The organism is Micromonospora sp. NPDC005686 (genome assembly GCF_042871665.1).
In the GTDB taxonomy this organism is placed as follows: Bacteria; Actinomycetota; Actinomycetes; order Mycobacteriales; family Micromonosporaceae; genus Micromonospora.
On record NZ_JBIAIY010000002.1, the window covers coordinates 76,427 to 93,331 of the forward strand.

Consider the following 16,905-nt stretch of genomic DNA (forward strand, 5'->3'; position numbering starts at 1 on the left):
CCGCCGAGCGGGTGCTCGGCGGCGGCGGTGGTTGGTCGCGCTCAGATCAGTGGGTACGTGCCGGCGGGCGCCCGCCGAAGCCGCGCCGGTCGTCCCGGCCCCGTCCCTCGGCCCGGAAACCGCCCCGGCGCTCGGCCGGCCGCGCGTCGCCCCGGTCACCGAAACGCCGCTCGGCGTGCGGGCGGTCCTCCTGGCGCCGGTCGCCGAAGCCGCGCGAGGCGCTCGGCCGGTCGTCGTACCGACGCTCGTCGCGGTCGTACCCGCGCCCGGCCGTCGGCCGCTGCCGGTCCCCGTACGGCCGCTCGGACCGCTCACCGTGCTGGCCGCGGTCATCGGACCGCTGCTCGCCGAAGCTCCGGTCGTCGCGGCGCTCCGGCCGCCCGAAGCGGCCTTCGCCGCCGGACCGCTCGCCCGAGTAGCGCTCGCCCGCCGGCCGGTCGCCGAACCGGCGGTCACCGCCGCGTTCGGCGAACCGGTCGCCCGCCGGCCGGTCGCCGAAACGGCGCTCGCCACGGTCGCCGAAGTCGCGTCCGCCACCGAAGCCCCGGCCACCGCGGTCGAAGCCCCGGCCGTCGCGGTCGCCGAAGCGACGCGGGCCGCCGCGTCGCTGCTCCGGCTCGTCCCGGACCGGTACGCCGCTGGGTTCGCGCGCGCCGGTCAGCTCGGCCAGCGCCTCGTCGCCCGCCCGGACCCGGGTCTCGGCCGGCTCGACGCCCGCCTTCTCCATCATGGCCAGCGTGGTCCGGCGCTGCTTGGGCAGCACCAGCGTCGCCACCGCGCCGGATTCGCCGGCCCGAGCCGTACGACCGGCCCGGTGCAGGTAGTCCTTGGGGTCCTTCGGCGGGTCCACGTGCAGCACCAGCGAGACGCCGTCGACGTGGATGCCCCGGGCCGCCACGTCGGTCGCGACCAGCACGGGCGTCCGGCCCTCGCGGAACTCGGCGAGCGTCTTGGTGCGCACGCGCTGGGTCTTGCCGCCGTGCAGCCCACCGGCCCGCACACCGACGGCGGCGAGCTGCTCGACCAGCCGGTCCACGCCGAGCTGCGTACGGGCGAACAGCATGGTGCGGCCCTCACGGGCGGCGATGGACGCGGCGACCGCGAACTTGTCGTGCGGCGGGATCAGCAGCAGGTGGTGATCCATGGTGGACACGGCGGCGGTGGCCGGTGCGGTCGAGTGCGTGACCGGGTCGGTCATGAACCGCTTGACGAGCGTGTCGACGTCGCCGTCCAGAGTGGCCGAGAACAGCAGCCGCTGCGCGTCCGCCGGAGTCTTCGCCAGGAGCTTGATGACCTCGGGCAGGAAGCCCATGTCCGCCATCTGGTCGGCCTCGTCCAGCACGGTGATCTCGACGTCGTCGAGGCGGCACACGCCGCGCTCGATCAGGTCGCCGAGCCGTCCCGGGGTGGCCACGAGGATCTCCACGCCACGGCGTAGCGCGTCGATCTGCCGGTCGTACGGCACACCGCCGACGGCGGTCTTCAGGAACACGCCCACCGCCTTGCCGAGCGGCACCAGGGCGTCGTTCACCTGCATGGCGAGTTCCCGGGTGGGGACCAGGACCAGGGCGCGCGGGTGCAGCGGCCGGGCCCGGTTGCGGTCGGCGAGCCGGACGATCACCGGGAGGCCGAAGGCGAGTGTCTTGCCCGAGCCGGTCTGGCCCCGGCCGAGGACGTCGCGGCCCGCGAGCGAGTCGGGCAGCGTGGCCCGCTGGATCTCGAACGGGGTGGTGATGCCCTGCCGGGTGAGCACCTCGACGACCTGCCGGGGCAGGCCGAGGGAGGCGAAGTCGATGTTCTCCGGGGTCGGGTCGACGGACGGTGACGTGCTGGATTCAGCGAACGTGGTCAAGAAATGCCTCTCGAGCGGGGCGCATCTTCGCGATGGCCCGCCGCGGCCTGTCACGCCGCCGAATCGCCCGCAAGATCGCCCATGGGCGCGCAGTCGGGGCGCGCCGGGTCAGTGATCGCAGATAAGTGTACGGCGAATCGCCCACTTCGCCAGGGCAGCGCGAGGCGGTAGTGGGCGGGCTCACCCCTGTCACTCGATGAGCATGGTCCCGGTCAGGCCGCTCAACGCGTCGTTGGCCAGGAAGACCACGAGCAGGCTGATCCCGATGAGCAGGGCCAGCGCGAGGGCCAACACGATGATCACCTTGGTGTTGCCACCCCGGGCGGCCGGGCTGTCCTCGGACCAGCCCTGGGCCAGGATGTGCCCGGTCAGGGAGCCGGAGTTCTCCAGCGGGTTGCCCTGCGGGAACGACACGGTGGCGAAACCGGGCCCGTCGGTCCCGCCGTACGCGGTGGCGGCGAGGTCCGGACCGGCGGGCTGCGGGCGTACCGGACGGGTCGCGCCGGCGTCGCGGGCGGGCGCGGCCGGCGGCGGCCAGGTCGGCAGTGCCGGGGCCGGCACCACGGGCGGCGGCGGGTCCGACATGGGCGCGGCGGCCCACGAGGGCTGCGCCTCGGCGGGCGCGGCCGGTGGCGCGATGAGCGGGGCCGGCGGGCTCGGTACGGCCGCCCGCGCGGGCGGAAACGCCGGGGTGGCCGGCGGGGCGGGAAACAGCGGCGCGGGCAGTGGGTCCGGAGCGCCGGTCATCGCCGGCGGCGGCGGGAACGGCGGCGCGGGCATCGGTCCCGGCGGGGCCGGTGGCGGGGGTACCGGTGGCCCCGGCGGTGGCACCGGCGGCCCGGGGACCGGCGGAACCGGCCCGGGTGGCGTCGGCGCCGGAGGGGTGGGCGCGGGCGGTGAGGGCAGGGGTGGCGTCGGCCGGAGCGGAGGTTCCGGCTCGGGTACCGACGGCGGCGTCGGACCCGGCACCGGGGTCGGCGCCGGCTCGGGCTCCGGGCCGTTCGGCGTCGGAGGCTGCGCGGGCTCCGGCGGCTGGACCGGCTCCGGGGGTTCCGGGCTCACCGGCCCGGCCCGGTAGACAGTGGCGGCGGCCGGCGGAGCGGCCACCACGGACGCCGCGGCCTCCTCGGCCGAGACGCGGCTCAGCCCGGGCACCGACGCGCTGGCCCGGGCGGGTGCTCCGACCTGCTCAGCGGTCGGGGCCGGCGGCGTGTCGGCGGACCCGGCTGCCGGGGGTGCGGGGGCGGCGTCCGCCTGCCGGGCGGGTGCGGTGTCGCGGTCCGGCCGGTCGTCCGCACGGCTCGCGGCGTCGGCCGGCGCGGCCGCTTCCGGCGGAGCGGGTGCGGGCACACGTGCGGAACCGGAGACGCGGGGTGTCGGGATGGCAGCCGGAGCACCGCCGGGCGTGCCCGCGGAGGCGTCGCCGTCCGGCTCGGCGGGCGCGGTGACGGGCTGGGGCATCGCCTGACGTTCGGCCACCGAGAAGGCGGACCAACTGGACGGCGGCACCGTGGCGCCGGGCAGGCGCCGGTCCAGCGGCGGCGGGGTGTCCGCCGGGGTGCCCGCCCGGTAGGTGGTGGGGGTGGACTGCGGAAGCGGCTGCTCGGCACCGGCGGGCGGCGGTACGGCCGCGCCGGCGACCGATACCCGCGCCCGCGCGACTGCCACCGGCCCGGCGAGGGCCGACCCGTGGTCGTCGCCGGTCGGGTCGGCGGGGTCGGGCGTCGGTCCCGGGTGGGCCTTCTCCGTCCGAACGTCCTGCTCGCCCATCTCGCCCCTCCGCACCCACGCTCGCCTCCGGCCGTGGCGCCGACCGGAAGTGCCTGGATCTCACCGTGCCATATTCCGGCCCGGGAACACAGCCGGAGCGGCGGTCGGGTCAGTCGGCGCTACTGCTCGGGCTGGCCGAGCCGCTGCCGGACGTGCTGCTCGACGGGGCGGCGCTGCTGCTGCTCGGTGCGGCGCTGCTGGTGTCCGGCTCGGCGCTCGCGCTCTGGCTGGGCTCCGGCTCCGGCTCCGCCGACTCGCTGGGCGGCGGCGTGGTGGGCGCCGGGCTGGACGTCGTCGGCTTCGGCGTGGGCGTGGTCGGCTTCGGCGTGGTGGGCGTCGGCTTGGGCGTGGTCGACGGCTTCGGCGTGGTGGGCGTCGGCTTCGGCGTGGTCGACGGCTTCGGTGTGGCCGGCGTGGTCGGCACGGGCGGCGGCGGTACGGGAGTGGCCGGGCCGGGTACCGCTCCGATCACCCGGGTCGCGGCGTAGAGCCGGGACCAGCGGACCACCGAGATCTTGACCACGTCGCCGGTCCGTGGGGCCTCCACCATCTTGCCGTTGCCGATGTACATGGCGACGTGGTGGACGCTCGTCCAGCTGCTGCTCGACGCGAAGAACAGCAGGTCGCCGGGGAGCAGGGCGTTCGGCGAGACGGTACGGGAACGGGTGGCGAAGTACTGGTCCTTGGCGACGCGAGGCAGACCCCGGTAGCCGGCCGCCCGGTAGGAGGCGAGCATCAGGCCGGAGCAGTCGAACCGGTCCGGGCCCTCGGCGGCCCACAGGTAGGGGTCACCGAGCTGGGCGAGGGCGTAGCGCACGGCGGCCAGCGCCCGCGGGTCCGCCGCCAGGCCGTCGATGCTCTGGTCGACCACGTACGAGGTGCCGAGCCGCTGCTCGGCGGCGTCCGCCAGGCGCTCGATCTCCAGGAGCTTCGCCGCGTTCTCCTTGCGCAGCGCGACGAGCGTGGTCTCCTGCTTGCGCAGGTCGGACTCGGCGCGGGTGAACGCCGCGCCCTTCTCGGTGGCCCGGCGCTGGGCCGAGTCGTGTGCCTCCCGGGCGATCCGCTCGGCGCTCGTGGCGCGGAGGAGCTCGCCGGTCACCGACGTCGTGGCGCCCTCGGCCTTGTCGCCCCGGGTGATGCGCTGGAGGTTGGCGAAGTCACGCAGGCTGGCGCCGAACTCGCCGGGCGGCAGCGCCGCGTCCGCCTTGACCGCGTCGGCGGCGGCGCTCTTGGCGTTCTCCTGGGCGCGGGTGAGCGCGTCCCGGGCTTCCTTGAGCCGGGCGGCGGCCTGGGTCAGCTCGGTCTGTGCGGCGTCCCGCTCGGTCTTGATCCGGAGCAGTTCCTCGCCGAGCAGTGTGACCCGGGCGTCGAGCTGGTTGATCTGCGCGATCAGCGGGCCGTCGGCGGGGTTGGTGACGCCGGTGGCGCCGGGCAGGCCCGGGACGGCGCCGGGAACGGTGCCCGGCAGACCCGGGACGGTGCCGGGCACGCCGGGAACGGTGCCGGGCAGACCCGGGACGGTGCCGGGCACGCCGCGGACGGCGCCGGACGAGCCGGGCAGCTGCAGGGGGCCGGTGACCTGCGGCCGCGAGCCGGTGTCGGGCACGGCGTCGGGCAGCGGGTCGGCCCATGCCGGAGTGGCGAGCGCCGCGGCCGCAACCGCACCCAGGAGGGCGGACCAGAGCGCCGGGCGCAGGATCGGTGAGATCACCGGCTGCCGTGCTCGTCGCCGTCGGGCCTTGGTGCTGTGCGCCATTCCGCTCCCCGTCCGGTCTGGGGTCCGTCACGCGTGGTGGGGCGTGTCGGGACAGGACGGCCCTGGTGTGTGTTCCGCCCCACCCTGTCTTACCTCACGGTTGCGAGGATGTCGATGTGCGGAGCGTGACGGCCGGTGAACCGGCGCACCACGTCGGCGGGCGGTCGGACCCGCGACGTAGGCTCGATCGGGAACCCAGGTGGAAGGACGTGGCCAACGGATGGACGCCGGACTCAAGCGCGAACTCGAGGCGAAGGTGTACGCGGGGGAGCGGCTGACCCGCGAGGACGGCATCGCCCTCTACGCCAGCGACGACCTGACCTGGCTGGGCCGGCTGGCCCACCACAGGCGTACCGAGCTCAACGGCGACCGGGTGATGTTCAACGTCAACCGGCACCTGAACCTGACGAACGTCTGCTCGGCGTCGTGCGCGTACTGCTCGTTCCAGCGCAAGCCGGGCGAGAAGGACGCCTACACGATGCGCATCGACGAGGCGGTCCGCAAGGCCAAGGAGATGGAGGACGAGCAGCTCACCGAGCTGCACATCGTCAACGGCCTGCACCCGACGCTGCCCTGGCGCTACTACCCGAAGGTGCTGCGCGAGCTGAAGGCCGCGCTGCCGAAGGTCAACCTCAAGGCGTTCACCGCGACCGAGGTGCAGTGGTTCGAGAAGATCAGCGGGCTCACCGCCGACGCGATCCTCGACGAGCTGATGGACGCCGGCCTGGAGTCGCTGACCGGCGGCGGCGCGGAGATCTTCGACTGGGAGATCCGCCAGCACATCGTCGACCACAACTGCCACTGGGAGGACTGGTCGCGCATCCACCGGCTGGCCCACTCGAAGGGCATGAAGACGCCGTCGACCATGCTCTACGGCCACATCGAGGAGCCCCGGCACCGGGTCGACCACGTGCTGCGGCTGCGTGAGCTGCAGGACGAGACCGGCGGTTTCCAGGTCTTCATCCCGCTGCGCTACCAGCACGACTTCGTCGACTCGGCGGACGGCAAGATCCGCAACCGGATCCAGGCCCGGACCACGATGGCCTCGCCGGCCGAGTCGCTCAAGACGTTCGCGGTCTCCCGGCTGCTGTTCGACAACGTGCCGCACGTCAAGTGCTTCTGGGTCATGCACGGCCTGTCGGTGGCGCAGCTCTCGCTGAACTTCGGCGTCGACGACCTGGACGGCTCGGTCGTCGAATACAAGATCACGCACGACGCCGACTCGTACGGCACGCCGAACACCATGCACCGCGACGACCTGCTGCACATGATCTGGGACGCCGGGTTCCGTCCGGTCGAGCGGAACACCCGCTACGAGATCGTCCGCGAGTACGACGCGCCCCCGTCGCCGGCGGAGCGCCGGTCCGAGCCGCAGCAGGTCTGGGCCTGACCTGGCGATGAGCGGCGAGGAACAGCAGCGCGCCTTCCCCCGGCGCGACGCCGAGGGGCGCATCCTCACCCTCGGTGACCTGCTCGGCGTGAGCCTGGCCGGCCTGGTCATCGGGGTGCTGGCGCTGCTGGTCTTCGAATTCGCGTTCGCCACCATCGGTGACAGCGGCTTCGGGGGCACGAACGGCTGGCTCGCGGTGATCCTGCCGCTCTGGCTGTTCTGGGACGAGTTCCGGGCCTGGGAGTTCGGCGCCGCCCGGGTGGTGGCCGCGCTCGCCGGCATCGCGCTCGGCGTACTCGCCGGTCTGCTGGCGGCCGGGCTGGCCTCGGGGCTGCCCGCGTTGTTCACCGGAGCGTTGGCCGCGGCGGTGTTCACCGTGGTCTACGCGGTCGTCTGGTTTCATGGCGTGCACTGGCTGGCCCGGCGTACGGGCTGAGGCACGAAGAGAGTGGGAATGCGGGAATGAGCGCGGCGCTCAAGTACACGCTGGGCCGGATCGGGCTGTTCGTCGTCGTACTGGCGGCCCTCTGGTTCGTCGACATGAACATGTTCCTGCGGCTGATGCTGGCGCTGATCTTCTCCGCCACGCTGTCGTTCTTCCTGCTGAAGGGTCTGCGGGACGACATGGCCGGAGAGATGGCGGAGGCCGCGGAGCGGCGTCGCGCCGAGAAGGACCGGTTGCGTTCGGCGCTGGCCGGTGAGGACCAGGCCGAGCCGGACGCCGAGCGCCGCGACAGCTGAGCGGGCGGGTGAGGGGCCCGGCGGACGACGTCCCGCCGGGCCCCTCACCGTTCACCAGTTGGTCGAGCCGGTCACCAGTTGGTCGAGCCCGGGACGACCGGCCACGGCCGGTCGGCCGGCTTGATCAGGTACGCGATGCCGCCGGAGCCGGAGGCCACCGTGCCGTTGGCCCGGTAGCGCTTGGTGCGCAGCCAGATCTGCTCGAACTGCTCCCGCTTGTAGACGTTGCGGACCGCGTCGTTGGACGAGGACGCCGGGTCGTTGACGATCACGTCGCCCTCGGCGGTGAAGCCGACGATCACGAACAGGTGCCCGGAGGTGCCGTAGTTGGCGCCGTTCAGCTCGCTGGCGAGGAACGACTGCGAGGTCACCACCGGGATGCCCGCCTTGATGAAGCGTTCCGCCTCGTCCAGGGAGTGCAGCCGGGTGACCCGCGCCTCCAGGCCGGGGAAGCTCGCCGCGTACGCGGTGTTGAACGGCCAGTTGCCGGCGCCCTCGTACTCGTAGTCGTAGGTCATCCGGGCGGCGTGGTCGACAGTCGGGTCGGCGTAGGAGGGGTCGACCCAGGAGGTGTCCTCGGCCGAGGGCTTGCGGCCCCAGTACTCGACCACCATCTCGGTGGAGGTGGGTGAGCACCACGCCTCGCCGCCGCCGTTGTACTCCGGGTACTCGCCGATGTGGATGTTCTGCGAGTAGCGCGGCACGGCCAGCTCCGTGCCCCAGGCGATGCCGCCCCGGCTCGGGGTGACGGTGAACCGGTCCGGCACGTTCGACGCCATCGCGCCGAGCATCCGGACCTGCGGCGTGGCGGCCTGGCCGGGCGCGCGGTAGAGGGTCAGCCGCAGCTGGTACGAGCGCAGCAGCACCCCGGCGTCGGCGTCGTCGATCGAGAACGTGTCGGTCCAGATGCTCGACCACGGGTCGCCCTGGCCGTCCAGCGTGGCGCGCTTGATGTCCTGGTCGCCGGAGGCCCAGCGGCCCATGACGTACCACGGGGTCTGTGCCCCGGTGTTGTACGTGCCGTGCAGCTCGACCTGGATCCAGGTGCCGGCCGGGGTGGCGGCGTTCCACGACGCGACCATCTCGGTGGCGTCGAAGCCGATCCGCCGCTCGGGCGAGGTCCAGGTGGCGTACTCCCAGGTGCGGGTGGCGCCGGTGTGCTCGTCGGTGAACTCGGTGGTCCCCGCCGGGCGGTCGATGGTCAGCGCCGGGTGGCGGCCCGGTACGGCGCGGGTGCCCTGGTGGGTGCCGCTACGCCAGTCGGGGAAGCGGGAGAACTCCTGAAAGGTGATCTGTTCGTCGTGCGTGACGCCCGGCCGCGCGGCTTGTGCCTGGACCGGTGCGCTGGTGCCGAGGAGGGTGAGCGCGGTGAGCCCGGCGAGGGCGGCCGCGCGCATGGGTCTTCCGAACATGGCAGCTCCACAGGGAGACGGCATCGTTGCCGTTCACTGTGGCGCTTGGCGGGAAGTTTCGCCAGATGTTCAGGCACAGAAAATCATTGCCGAAGTGACGATCAGGCCGGGATGGCTAAAGAGAGAGACAGATATTGATATGACCATGTGTCTCCTGGTGGAGTGTGCGGACAACGGGATCTCCCGTACCCCCAGGAGGTTTGTCAATGGCCTTCCGCGCCTCTCCGCTCCGCCGCCGGTTGGCGCTCGCCGCCGCCGTCGGCCTGACCATCGTCGCCGCGGCCGCCGCGCCCGCTGTCGCCCGCCCCGCACCGGAAGGCTCCGGTGAACCGACCAGCGTCGCCTACCGGGTGCTCGGCCCGCGCACCGCGGCCGACCGCACCGCCGTCGCCTCCACCGGCGCCGCCATCGACTACTCCGAGCACGGCGTGCTGCACGTCACGGCGACCAGGGCCGAGGCCAACGCGATCACCCGGCTCGGATTCCGGCTCGAGAAGGACGTCGCGCCGGCGCCCGCCGACGGGGGCATGACCGCCAACGCGTTCCCGTCCGCCGACTCGAACTACCACGACTACGCCGAGCTGACCACCGTGGTGAACAAGGTGGTCGCCGACCACCCGACCATCGCCCGCAAGCTGAGCATCGGCACGTCCTACCAGGGCCGGGACCTGATGGCGGTGAAGATCTCCGACAACGTCGCCACCGACGAGGCCGAGCCGGAGATCCTGTTCAACGCCCAGCAGCACGCCCGCGAGCACCTGACCGTCGAGATGGCGATCTACCTGCTGAACCTCTTCACCGACAACTACGGCAGCGACTCCCGGATCACCAGCATCGTCAACACCCGGGAGATCTGGATCGTCCCCACCGTCAACCCGGACGGCAGCGAGTACGACATCGCGACCGGCTCCTACCGGTCCTGGCGCAAGAACCGGCAGCCAAACAGCGGATCGACAGCCGTCGGCACCGACCTGAACCGCAACTGGGGCTACCAGTGGGGCTGCTGCGGCGGCTCGTCCAGCACCAAGTCGTCGGAGACCTACCGGGGCCCGTCCGCCTTCTCCGCCCCGGAGACCGCCGCGCTGCGCAACTTCGTGAACAGCCGGGTCGTCGGCGGGGTGCAGCAGATCAAGGCGAACATCGACTTCCACACCTACTCGCAGCTGGTGCTCTGGCCGTACGGCTACACGTACAACAACACCGCCACCGGGATGAACACCGACCAGTACAACACCTTCGCCACCATCGGTCGGCAGCTGGCGGCGACGAACAACTACACCCCGGAACAGTCGAGCGACCTCTACATCGCCGACGGCACCAGCATCGACTGGATGTGGGGCACCCACAAGATCTGGGCGTACACCTTCGAGATGTACCCCGGCTCGTCCTCCGGCGGCGGCTTCTACCCGCCGGACGAGGTCATCCCGGCGCAGACCTCACGCAACCGGGAGGCCGTGCTGCTGCTGTCCGAGTACGCCGACTGCCCGTACCGGGCGATCGGCAAGCAGAGCCAGTACTGCTGACCTCACCACCGGGCGGGAACCCCGGTTCCACCCCCGCCGGGGTTCCCGCCCACCCCCACCGTCCGGACGATCTCCGCTGGTCGTGCGCTACCGTGGCATCGACCGTGCCACAGCGAAGCCGGTGTGAAACCGGCGCTGTCCCGCAACTGTGATGCCCCGTACGCGCGGCGTCGGCCTTCCGCCGGCGCCGACGGACGTGGGACGAGCCAGGTCGCCTGCGGCCCGGTCGCGACACGCGCTCTCGAGGAAGGGCGCCTCGCGGACGGGCCTCTCTTCCTGTCGGCGAAGCACCACACTCCTCGACCGACAGGAGGTTCCATGTCCCGACGTACCCCCCAGCTCTTCGCCGCCGCGCTCGCGGCCGGCGCGCTGCTCCTCGGCGGCTGCGCCGAGAAGACCTCGACCGACACCCCGGCCGCCGGCGCCTCCGGCGGCGCGTTCCCGGCCACCGTCGGCAGGCTGACGCTGGAGAAGCGGCCCGAGAAGATCGTCTCGCTCGCGCCGACCTCCACCGAGATGCTGTTCGCCATCGGCGCCGGAAAGCAGGTCACCGCCGTCGACGACCAGTCGGACTACCCGCCCGAGGCGCCCCGCACCGACCTGTCCGGTTACCAGCCGAACGCCGAGGCGGTCGCGTCCCGCAACCCCGACCTGGTGGTGATCTCCGACAACCTCAACAAGATCGCCGACCAGCTCGTCGCGCTGAAGATCCCGGTCCTCCAGGTTCCCGCCGCGACCACGCTCGACGACACGTACCGGCAGCTCACCGACCTGGGCACGCTCACCGGCCACCGCGCCGAGGCGGACGCCGTGGTGCAGAAGATGAAGGACGACATCACCGCGCTGACCAAGGACCTGCCGAAGCGTACGGAGAAGCTGACCTACTACCACGAGCTGGGCCCGGAGCTGTACAGCGCGACCAGCAAGACCTTCATCGGCACCATCTACGCGCTCGCCGGCCTGGAGAACATCGCCGACGCGTCCGACGCCGACGGGAAGAACGGCGGCTACCCGCAGCTCTCCCAGGAGGTCATCGTCAAGGCGAACCCCGACTTCGTCTTCCTCTCCGACACCAAGTGCTGCAAGCAGAGCGCCGACACGGTGAAGGCACGCAGCGGCTGGTCCGGCATCACCGCCGTGAAGAACAACCAGATCGTGGAGCTGGACGACGACATCGCCTCGCGCTGGGGCCCGCGCGTGGTCGACCTGCTCAAGGTGATCGTGGACGCCACCGCCAAGGTCCCGGCCTGACCGTGGCCCTCCGACAGGCGGACTCCGCCCCGAACCCGGCCGGCACGCCCCGGGCGTCCCGGCCGGGTCCCCGGTTGACCGGGCGCCGCACGGCCGGTGCCCCGATCCGGCCCGCCGGGCTGCGCAAACGCTGGCTGTTCGCCGGTGTCGTGGCGGTGTTCGTCGCGCTGGTCGCGGGCGTCTCCCTCGGGCCGGTCAGCCTGCCGCCCGGCAGCGTCGCGGCCGAACTGCTCAACCTGCTGCCCGGGGTACGCCTGGACAGCGGGCTCACCGAGCGGGAAATCGCGATCATCACCGAACTGCGGCTGCCCCGGGTCGTGCTCGGGCTGCTCGTCGGCGCGCTCCTGGCCCTGGCCGGCGGCTGCTACCAGGGCGTCTTCCGTAACCCGCTGGCCGACCCGTACCTGCTGGGCGTGGCGGCCGGCGCCGGGTTCGCGGTCACCGCGGCGATCGTCCTCGGCGCCGGTGCGGGCGGCGCGCTGACCGGGCTGCCGATCACCATCCCGCTCGCCGCGTTCGTCGGGTCGCTCGGCGCGGTGATGCTGACGTACCTGCTCGGCGCGGCCGGCGGGCGGGACCGGTCGCCCGCCACGCTGATCCTGGCCGGCGTGGCGGTGTCCGCGTTCTTCGCCGCTGGGCAGACGTACCTGCTGCAACAGCACTCCGACAACATCCAGCAGGTCTACTCCTGGCTGCTCGGGCGGCTGGCCACCGCCGGCTGGCACGACGTGTGGCTGGTCCTGCCGTACTTCGTGCTCACCGCCGTGGTGGTGCTGCTGCATCGGCGCGAGCTGGACGTGCTCTCCGTCGGCGACGACGAGGCAGCCGGTCTCGGCCTGCACCCGCAGCGGTCCCGCTACCTGCTGATCGCCGCCGCGTCACTGGGTACCGCCGCAGCCGTGTCCGCGTCCGGGCTGATCGGCTTCGTCGGCATCATCGTGCCGCACACCATGCGGCTGCTCTTCGGTTCCAGCCACCGGGTGGTCCTGCCGCTGTCGATGCTGTTCGGCGGCGCTTTCCTCGCGCTGACCGACGTGGTCGCCCGGACCGCCGCCGCCCCCGCCGAGATCCCGATCGGCGTGGTCACCGCGCTGCTCGGCGGCCCGTTCTTCGTGCTTGTCCTGCGGACGGCCCGCCGGGTGGCGATGTGAACGCCCCCGCCGTGCGCGTCCACGACCTGCGCGTCACCCTCGGCGGCAGCCCGGTCCTGGCCGGCGTCGACCTCACCGTCACGGCGGGCGAGTGGGTCACCGTGATCGGACCCAACGGCGCCGGCAAGTCGACCCTGTTGCGCGCCGTCGGCGGCCTGCTGACCGGCCCGGGCGAGGTCGCACTCTTCGGTACGCCGATCGGCGCGCTGCGCCGCCGCGACCGCGCCCGGATCGTGGCCACCGTGGCGCAGTCCCCGGTCGTACCGATCGGCATGTCGGTGTTCGACTACGCGCTGCTCGGGCGTACCCCGTACATCCCGCCGCTGGGCCGCGAGTCCGCCGCCGACCTGGCCGCCGTGCACGAGGTGTTGGACCGGCTCGACCTGGGCCCGTTCGCGCACCGCGAGCTGGCGACGCTCTCCGGTGGCGAGCGGCAGCGCGTCTTCCTGGCCCGGGCGCTGGCCCAGGGCGCCACCCTGCTGCTGCTCGACGAGCCGACGAGCGCGCTGGACATCGGGCACCAGCAGGAGGTGCTCGAACTCGTCGACCAGCTCCGCTGCGAGCATGGCCTCACAGTGCTCGCCACCATGCACGACCTCTCCATCGCGGGCGAGTACGCCGACCGCCTGGTCCTGCTCGCCGACGGCCGGGTGGCCGCTGCCGGGCCGCCGGAGGAGGTGCTCACCGAGGACCTGCTGGCCCGCCACTACCGCGCCCGCATCCGGGTGATCCCCGGCGACCACGGCCCCCTGGTGGTCCCCGTCCGCCCGACCTGACCGGATCAGCGGAGGGTGGAGACGGAGAAGAGGGCGCCGGACGGGTCGCGCAGGGCGGCGCTGCGGCCGGCCGGGTTGTCACGCGGCGGGACGAGGATGGTGCCGCCCAGCTCGGCGGCCCGCGCGGCGGTCGCGTCGCTGTCCTCCACCGCGAAGTAGACCGCCCAGTACGCGGGCAGGTCTTCGGGTAGCGGCTCGGCCCGGGGCACCATGCCGGCGACGATGCGGGCGCCGCAGCGCCACCCGGTGTACGCCACCGGTCCGGCGGGACGCTCCTCCGGGTGCCAGCCGAAGACCAGCGCGTAGAACTCCTTGGCGCTCTCCGGATCGGGGGTGACCAGTTCGTTCCAGCACATCGCGCCGGGTGCGTTGAACAGTTCGGCCCCGCGCATCGCCATCGGCTGCCAGACACTGAACACGGCGCCCGCCGGGTCGGCGAGGACCGCCATCCGGCCCTGTGTGGAGACGTCGAACGGGGAGACCACCACCTGCCCGCCGGCCGCCTCCACCCGGGTCGCGACCAGGTCGGCGTCGTCGGTCGCCACGTACATCGACCAGACCGGCACCTGGTCCGGCGTGGCGGGCGGACCGGCCCCGGCGACCGCCTTGCCGTCCTTGCGGAAGACGGTGTAGCCGTCGGCGTCCGGCTCGGGGGAGACCTGCCCGGTCCAGCCGAACAGCTCGGGGTAGAACCGGCGTGCGTCGTCCAGCCCGGGCGTGGCCAGGTCGGTCCAGCAGGGCGTGCCGGGCTCGACGCCGTTCACGGTGACCCCTCTCGCCGGGGGCGGCTCCGCTGGCCCGCCCTGTCGGCATCGTGGCACCGCCGGGCCGGTCCCCGGGCCGGAACCGGACAAAAGGTCTGTGCATCCCCCGACTGCCGGGCGTGCGCCGGCGGCGGCATCCCCTGACCGGGTAGCCGGCATCCCCTAGTCTGGTGGCGCCGTCGACGACGGTGGAAGTTCCAACCGGACACTGGGGAGGGTCCGTGACCAGTCCGAGCAGGAATCTCGACGTCCAGCCGGAGGCGCTGAGGGCGTTCGCCGCCGCCTCCCGGGACCGGACGTCCCGGTTCCGCGAGCTGGAGCGGGCGTTCCGCGACGGCCACGTGGCCCGGCACTCCTTCGGCGTGATGCCCGCGTCGTTCAGCCTCGCCGCCGCGTACGAGCAGCAGTTCGAGGCGTGCCTGCAAGGGCTGGCGGACGGCGCCGAGACCATGCTGACGATCGCCGTGGGGCTCGCCGAGACCGCCGCCGCCTACGACGACACCGACTTGGCGAACGACACCATGTTCACCGCCGGCGGCTGAGGGGAGCGGGGATGAGCACCGAGGCGCTCCAGCGCAACAAGACCTACTTCGAGCAGATCGTGTCGGGCACGCCCGACCCGTTCAAGCCGCTGTCGAACGCGGTGCTGTGGCCGTTCGAGCAGCTCCTGGAGCTGGTCGCCGGTGAGCCGGACGACCTGATGCGGGCGGCCCAGCTCGCGATGACCACCGGAGAGGCGGTCCGGCGGATCGCCGGTGACCAGGTCGCCGACCGGGCCCGGCTGCGCGGCGCCTGGGACGGCGACGCGGCGGAGAAGTTCCACGCCTCGATGGAGTCGATCGAGGCGGCGATGGAGGATCTCGCAGAGGGGCTGGACGGCACCAAGGAGGTGCTGGTCGACTCCGCGAACGCGGCGGTGGACGCGTTCAACCTGCTGGTCGAGCTGATCCTGGAGTTCTTGCTCTGGTTCCTGACCGAGGTCATCATCGCCGCGGTGGCGGCGGTGCTGAGCGCCGGGGTGAGCCTGGCCGCCACTGTGGTGCGGGTGCTGGCGCGGCTCGCCACCACCGTCGGCCGCATGGTCAAGATCGTGGCACGGTTCGCGGAGATCCTCACGAAGCTCGCCACCAAGCTCCAGAAGGTCGCCAACCTGATCGAGCACTACGCCAAGGTGGTGATGGAGCTGCGCCGGGCCAAGAAGGCGTACAGCGCGTTCAACAAGTCCGGCTACACGAAGGCGGCGCTCGCCTTCAAGGTCGAACGCGCCGCCGTCCTCTTCCCGGGCAAGTTCGCCATCAACCAGACCTCCCCGGTGAACATCCCCGGCATGGGCGGCGCCCTGCTCGACACCGGTATGGGCCTGCACGACGTCTCCGACGGGCGCAAGGACCGCAACTACCTGGTGGACGGCACGTACCGCGAGGATCTCGGCCCGTACAGCAAGAGCGTGCAGAACGTGTTCGACTCGATCGTGAACTGAGAGGCAGCAATGACGTTCCCGGCCCTGGACCGGATCGAGGCGCTGGCCCGCAACCTGGACGGGTGGCAGCGTGAACTCGGCGCGCGGATGGCCGAGCTGGAGCAGAGCAGCGCCGAGGGGGTGAGCGACTCCGGCCTGGTCACTGTCGTGGCCGCCGCCGACGGCAAGATCCTCTCCACCGACATCAACGCCCGGGCCATGCGCTTCGACTCGTACACGCTCGCCGAGGAGATCACCGCGGCGGCGAACCGGGCGCAGGAGGCCGCCGCCGCCCGGGTACGCGAGATCGTCGGCGAGGTGATGGGCAACGCCCCCGCGGCGGAGCGCCGCGCCGACGACGGTCACGGCCACGACCGATACTGAGCCGATGGACGAGACCAGATACCGCGACCGGATCGGCCGGCTCGTCGAGCCGGGCGAGCGCGTCCTGGCCCACGCCAAGGCCGACGTCGGCCAGGGGCTCGCCCCGGCACCGCCGCCCGAGCCGGAGCCCACCGCCGAGCCGAGCCGGCGGACGGTCGGCTCGGTGCTGCTCAACGTCCTGCTGCCACTGGCCACCTGGGACCGTGGCGACCGCCTGGTCGACCTGATCGGCTGGGGGATCGCCGGGCGAGGCGCCCCCGGCTCGGCCGCCTCCCGCCTGCATCGCGCGCTCCGCCCGCCCCGGCCCGACCTCCAGGTCCGGGAGACGCTGCTCGCGGTCACCGACCGGCGGCTGGTGGTCTGCCGTACCGGCGGGGTCAAGTTGCTGGCCGGTCGCGAAGCCGAGGAACGCGCGCTGGCCGAGACCGCCGTGGCGTGGTCGGCCACCCGGGCGGAGATCGCCTCCGCGCGGGTGGGCTGGCACCGGCTCAACCCGAAGCGGCTGCGGATCGACTTCACCGACGGTTCCTGGCTGTCGTTCACCGTGCCGATCGCCGAGTCGGGTCGACCGCTGCGCGAGGTCGCCGCCGCGCTGACCGCCTGACCACGCCCGCTCCACGGCGCCACGGCCGGTCGCCCGCGTCAGCGCGCCGGCCGGCCCGCCTCAGCGCGCCGG

At 73.0% G+C, this 16,905-nt stretch carries 15 protein-coding genes, 1 pseudogene and 1 riboswitch; of the genes and pseudogenes, 11 read left to right on the forward strand and 5 right to left on the reverse strand.

Going from position 1 to position 16,905, the window contains the following annotated elements:
• Positions 1–46: 46 nt before the first annotated feature.
• The 3 genes from ACFYON_RS04375 to ACFYON_RS04385 form a co-directional block, all read right to left on the reverse strand.
• On the reverse strand, positions 47–1,852 hold the full coding sequence (locus ACFYON_RS04375; RefSeq protein ID WP_354867756.1) for a DEAD/DEAH box helicase: 1,806 nt from the start codon (positions 1,850–1,852) through the stop codon (positions 47–49).
• A gap of 189 nt (positions 1,853–2,041) precedes the next feature.
• A complete protein-coding gene (locus ACFYON_RS04380; RefSeq protein WP_354867758.1) occupies positions 2,042–3,622 on the reverse strand; it encodes a hypothetical protein in 1,581 nt (526 codons plus the stop codon).
• A gap of 109 nt (positions 3,623–3,731) precedes the next feature.
• The gene (locus ACFYON_RS04385) at positions 3,732–5,378 is read right to left on the reverse strand and encodes an NlpC/P60 family protein (RefSeq protein WP_354867760.1); all 1,647 of its coding nucleotides are present in this window, start codon (positions 5,376–5,378) and stop codon (positions 3,732–3,734) included.
• Between the two features lie 220 nt (positions 5,379–5,598).
• On the opposite strand from ACFYON_RS04385, the gene mqnE reads away from it, so the two are divergent.
• Genes mqnE through ACFYON_RS04400 form a run of 3 tightly spaced genes read left to right on the forward strand, consistent with a single transcriptional unit; the run spans position 5,599 to position 7,509 of the window.
• Complete coding sequence (gene mqnE / locus ACFYON_RS04390; RefSeq protein WP_354867762.1) at positions 5,599–6,768, forward strand: aminofutalosine synthase MqnE; 1,170 nt, start codon at positions 5,599–5,601, stop codon at positions 6,766–6,768.
• A 7-nt stretch (positions 6,769–6,775) separates the two neighbouring features.
• A complete protein-coding gene (locus ACFYON_RS04395) occupies positions 6,776–7,204 on the forward strand; it encodes a hypothetical protein (RefSeq protein WP_354867764.1) in 429 nt (142 codons plus the stop codon).
• A 26-nt stretch (positions 7,205–7,230) separates the two neighbouring features.
• Complete coding sequence (locus tag ACFYON_RS04400; protein WP_354867766.1) at positions 7,231–7,509, forward strand: DUF4229 domain-containing protein; 279 nt, start codon at positions 7,231–7,233, stop codon at positions 7,507–7,509.
• 71 nt (positions 7,510–7,580) lie between these two features.
• Here ACFYON_RS04400 and ACFYON_RS04405 read toward each other — a convergent pair whose 3' ends face one another.
• Positions 7,581–8,921, reverse strand: coding sequence for a C39 family peptidase (locus tag ACFYON_RS04405; RefSeq protein ID WP_387188850.1), 1,341 nt, complete (start codon positions 8,919–8,921; stop codon positions 7,581–7,583).
• Positions 8,922–9,127: 206 nt separating this feature from the next.
• Between ACFYON_RS04405 and ACFYON_RS04410 the strand changes: the two are divergent.
• The 4 genes and pseudogenes from ACFYON_RS04410 to ACFYON_RS04425 form a co-directional block, all read left to right on the forward strand.
• Positions 9,128–10,441, forward strand: a pseudogene (locus ACFYON_RS04410) (M14 family metallopeptidase); the annotation flags it as partial.
• A 120-nt stretch (positions 10,442–10,561) separates the two neighbouring features.
• Positions 10,562–10,655: riboswitch (cobalamin riboswitch) on the forward strand.
• A gap of 107 nt (positions 10,656–10,762) precedes the next feature.
• Entirely contained in the window at positions 10,763–11,695 is a 933-nt protein-coding gene (locus ACFYON_RS04415; RefSeq protein WP_354867772.1) for an ABC transporter substrate-binding protein, read from the forward strand.
• Positions 11,696–11,769: 74 nt separating this feature from the next.
• Positions 11,770–12,846, forward strand: a complete 1,077-nt coding sequence (locus ACFYON_RS04420; protein WP_354868419.1) for an iron ABC transporter permease — start codon at positions 11,770–11,772, stop codon at positions 12,844–12,846.
• Positions 12,843–13,622, forward strand: a complete 780-nt coding sequence (locus tag ACFYON_RS04425; protein WP_357708724.1) for an ABC transporter ATP-binding protein — start codon at positions 12,843–12,845, stop codon at positions 13,620–13,622. Before ACFYON_RS04420 ends, ACFYON_RS04425 begins: the two co-directional genes overlap by 4 nt.
• Positions 13,623–13,627: 5 nt before the next feature.
• On the opposite strand, the gene ACFYON_RS04430 is transcribed toward ACFYON_RS04425, so the two are convergent.
• Entirely contained in the window at positions 13,628–14,386 is a 759-nt protein-coding gene (locus ACFYON_RS04430) for a VOC family protein (protein ID WP_357708727.1), read from the reverse strand.
• 221 nt (positions 14,387–14,607) lie between these two features.
• On the opposite strand from ACFYON_RS04430, the gene ACFYON_RS04435 reads away from it, so the two are divergent.
• The 4 genes from ACFYON_RS04435 to ACFYON_RS04450 are packed head-to-tail and all read left to right on the forward strand — an operon-like array spanning position 14,608 to position 16,833.
• Positions 14,608–14,928: a type VII secretion target gene (locus ACFYON_RS04435; RefSeq protein WP_354867779.1), complete on the forward strand. Its 321-nt coding sequence runs from the start codon at positions 14,608–14,610 to the stop codon at positions 14,926–14,928.
• A gap of 11 nt (positions 14,929–14,939) precedes the next feature.
• On the forward strand, positions 14,940–15,866 hold the full coding sequence (locus ACFYON_RS04440; protein WP_354867781.1) for a WXG100 family type VII secretion target: 927 nt from the start codon (positions 14,940–14,942) through the stop codon (positions 15,864–15,866).
• Between the two features lie 9 nt (positions 15,867–15,875).
• Positions 15,876–16,229 carry a YbaB/EbfC family nucleoid-associated protein gene (locus ACFYON_RS04445; RefSeq protein WP_354867783.1) on the forward strand — a complete coding sequence of 118 codons (354 nt, stop codon included), beginning with the start codon at positions 15,876–15,878 and terminating at the stop codon, positions 16,227–16,229.
• A 4-nt stretch (positions 16,230–16,233) separates the two neighbouring features.
• Positions 16,234–16,833, forward strand: a complete 600-nt coding sequence (locus ACFYON_RS04450; RefSeq protein WP_354867785.1) for a hypothetical protein — start codon at positions 16,234–16,236, stop codon at positions 16,831–16,833.
• The last annotated feature ends 72 nt before the right edge of the window (positions 16,834–16,905 follow it).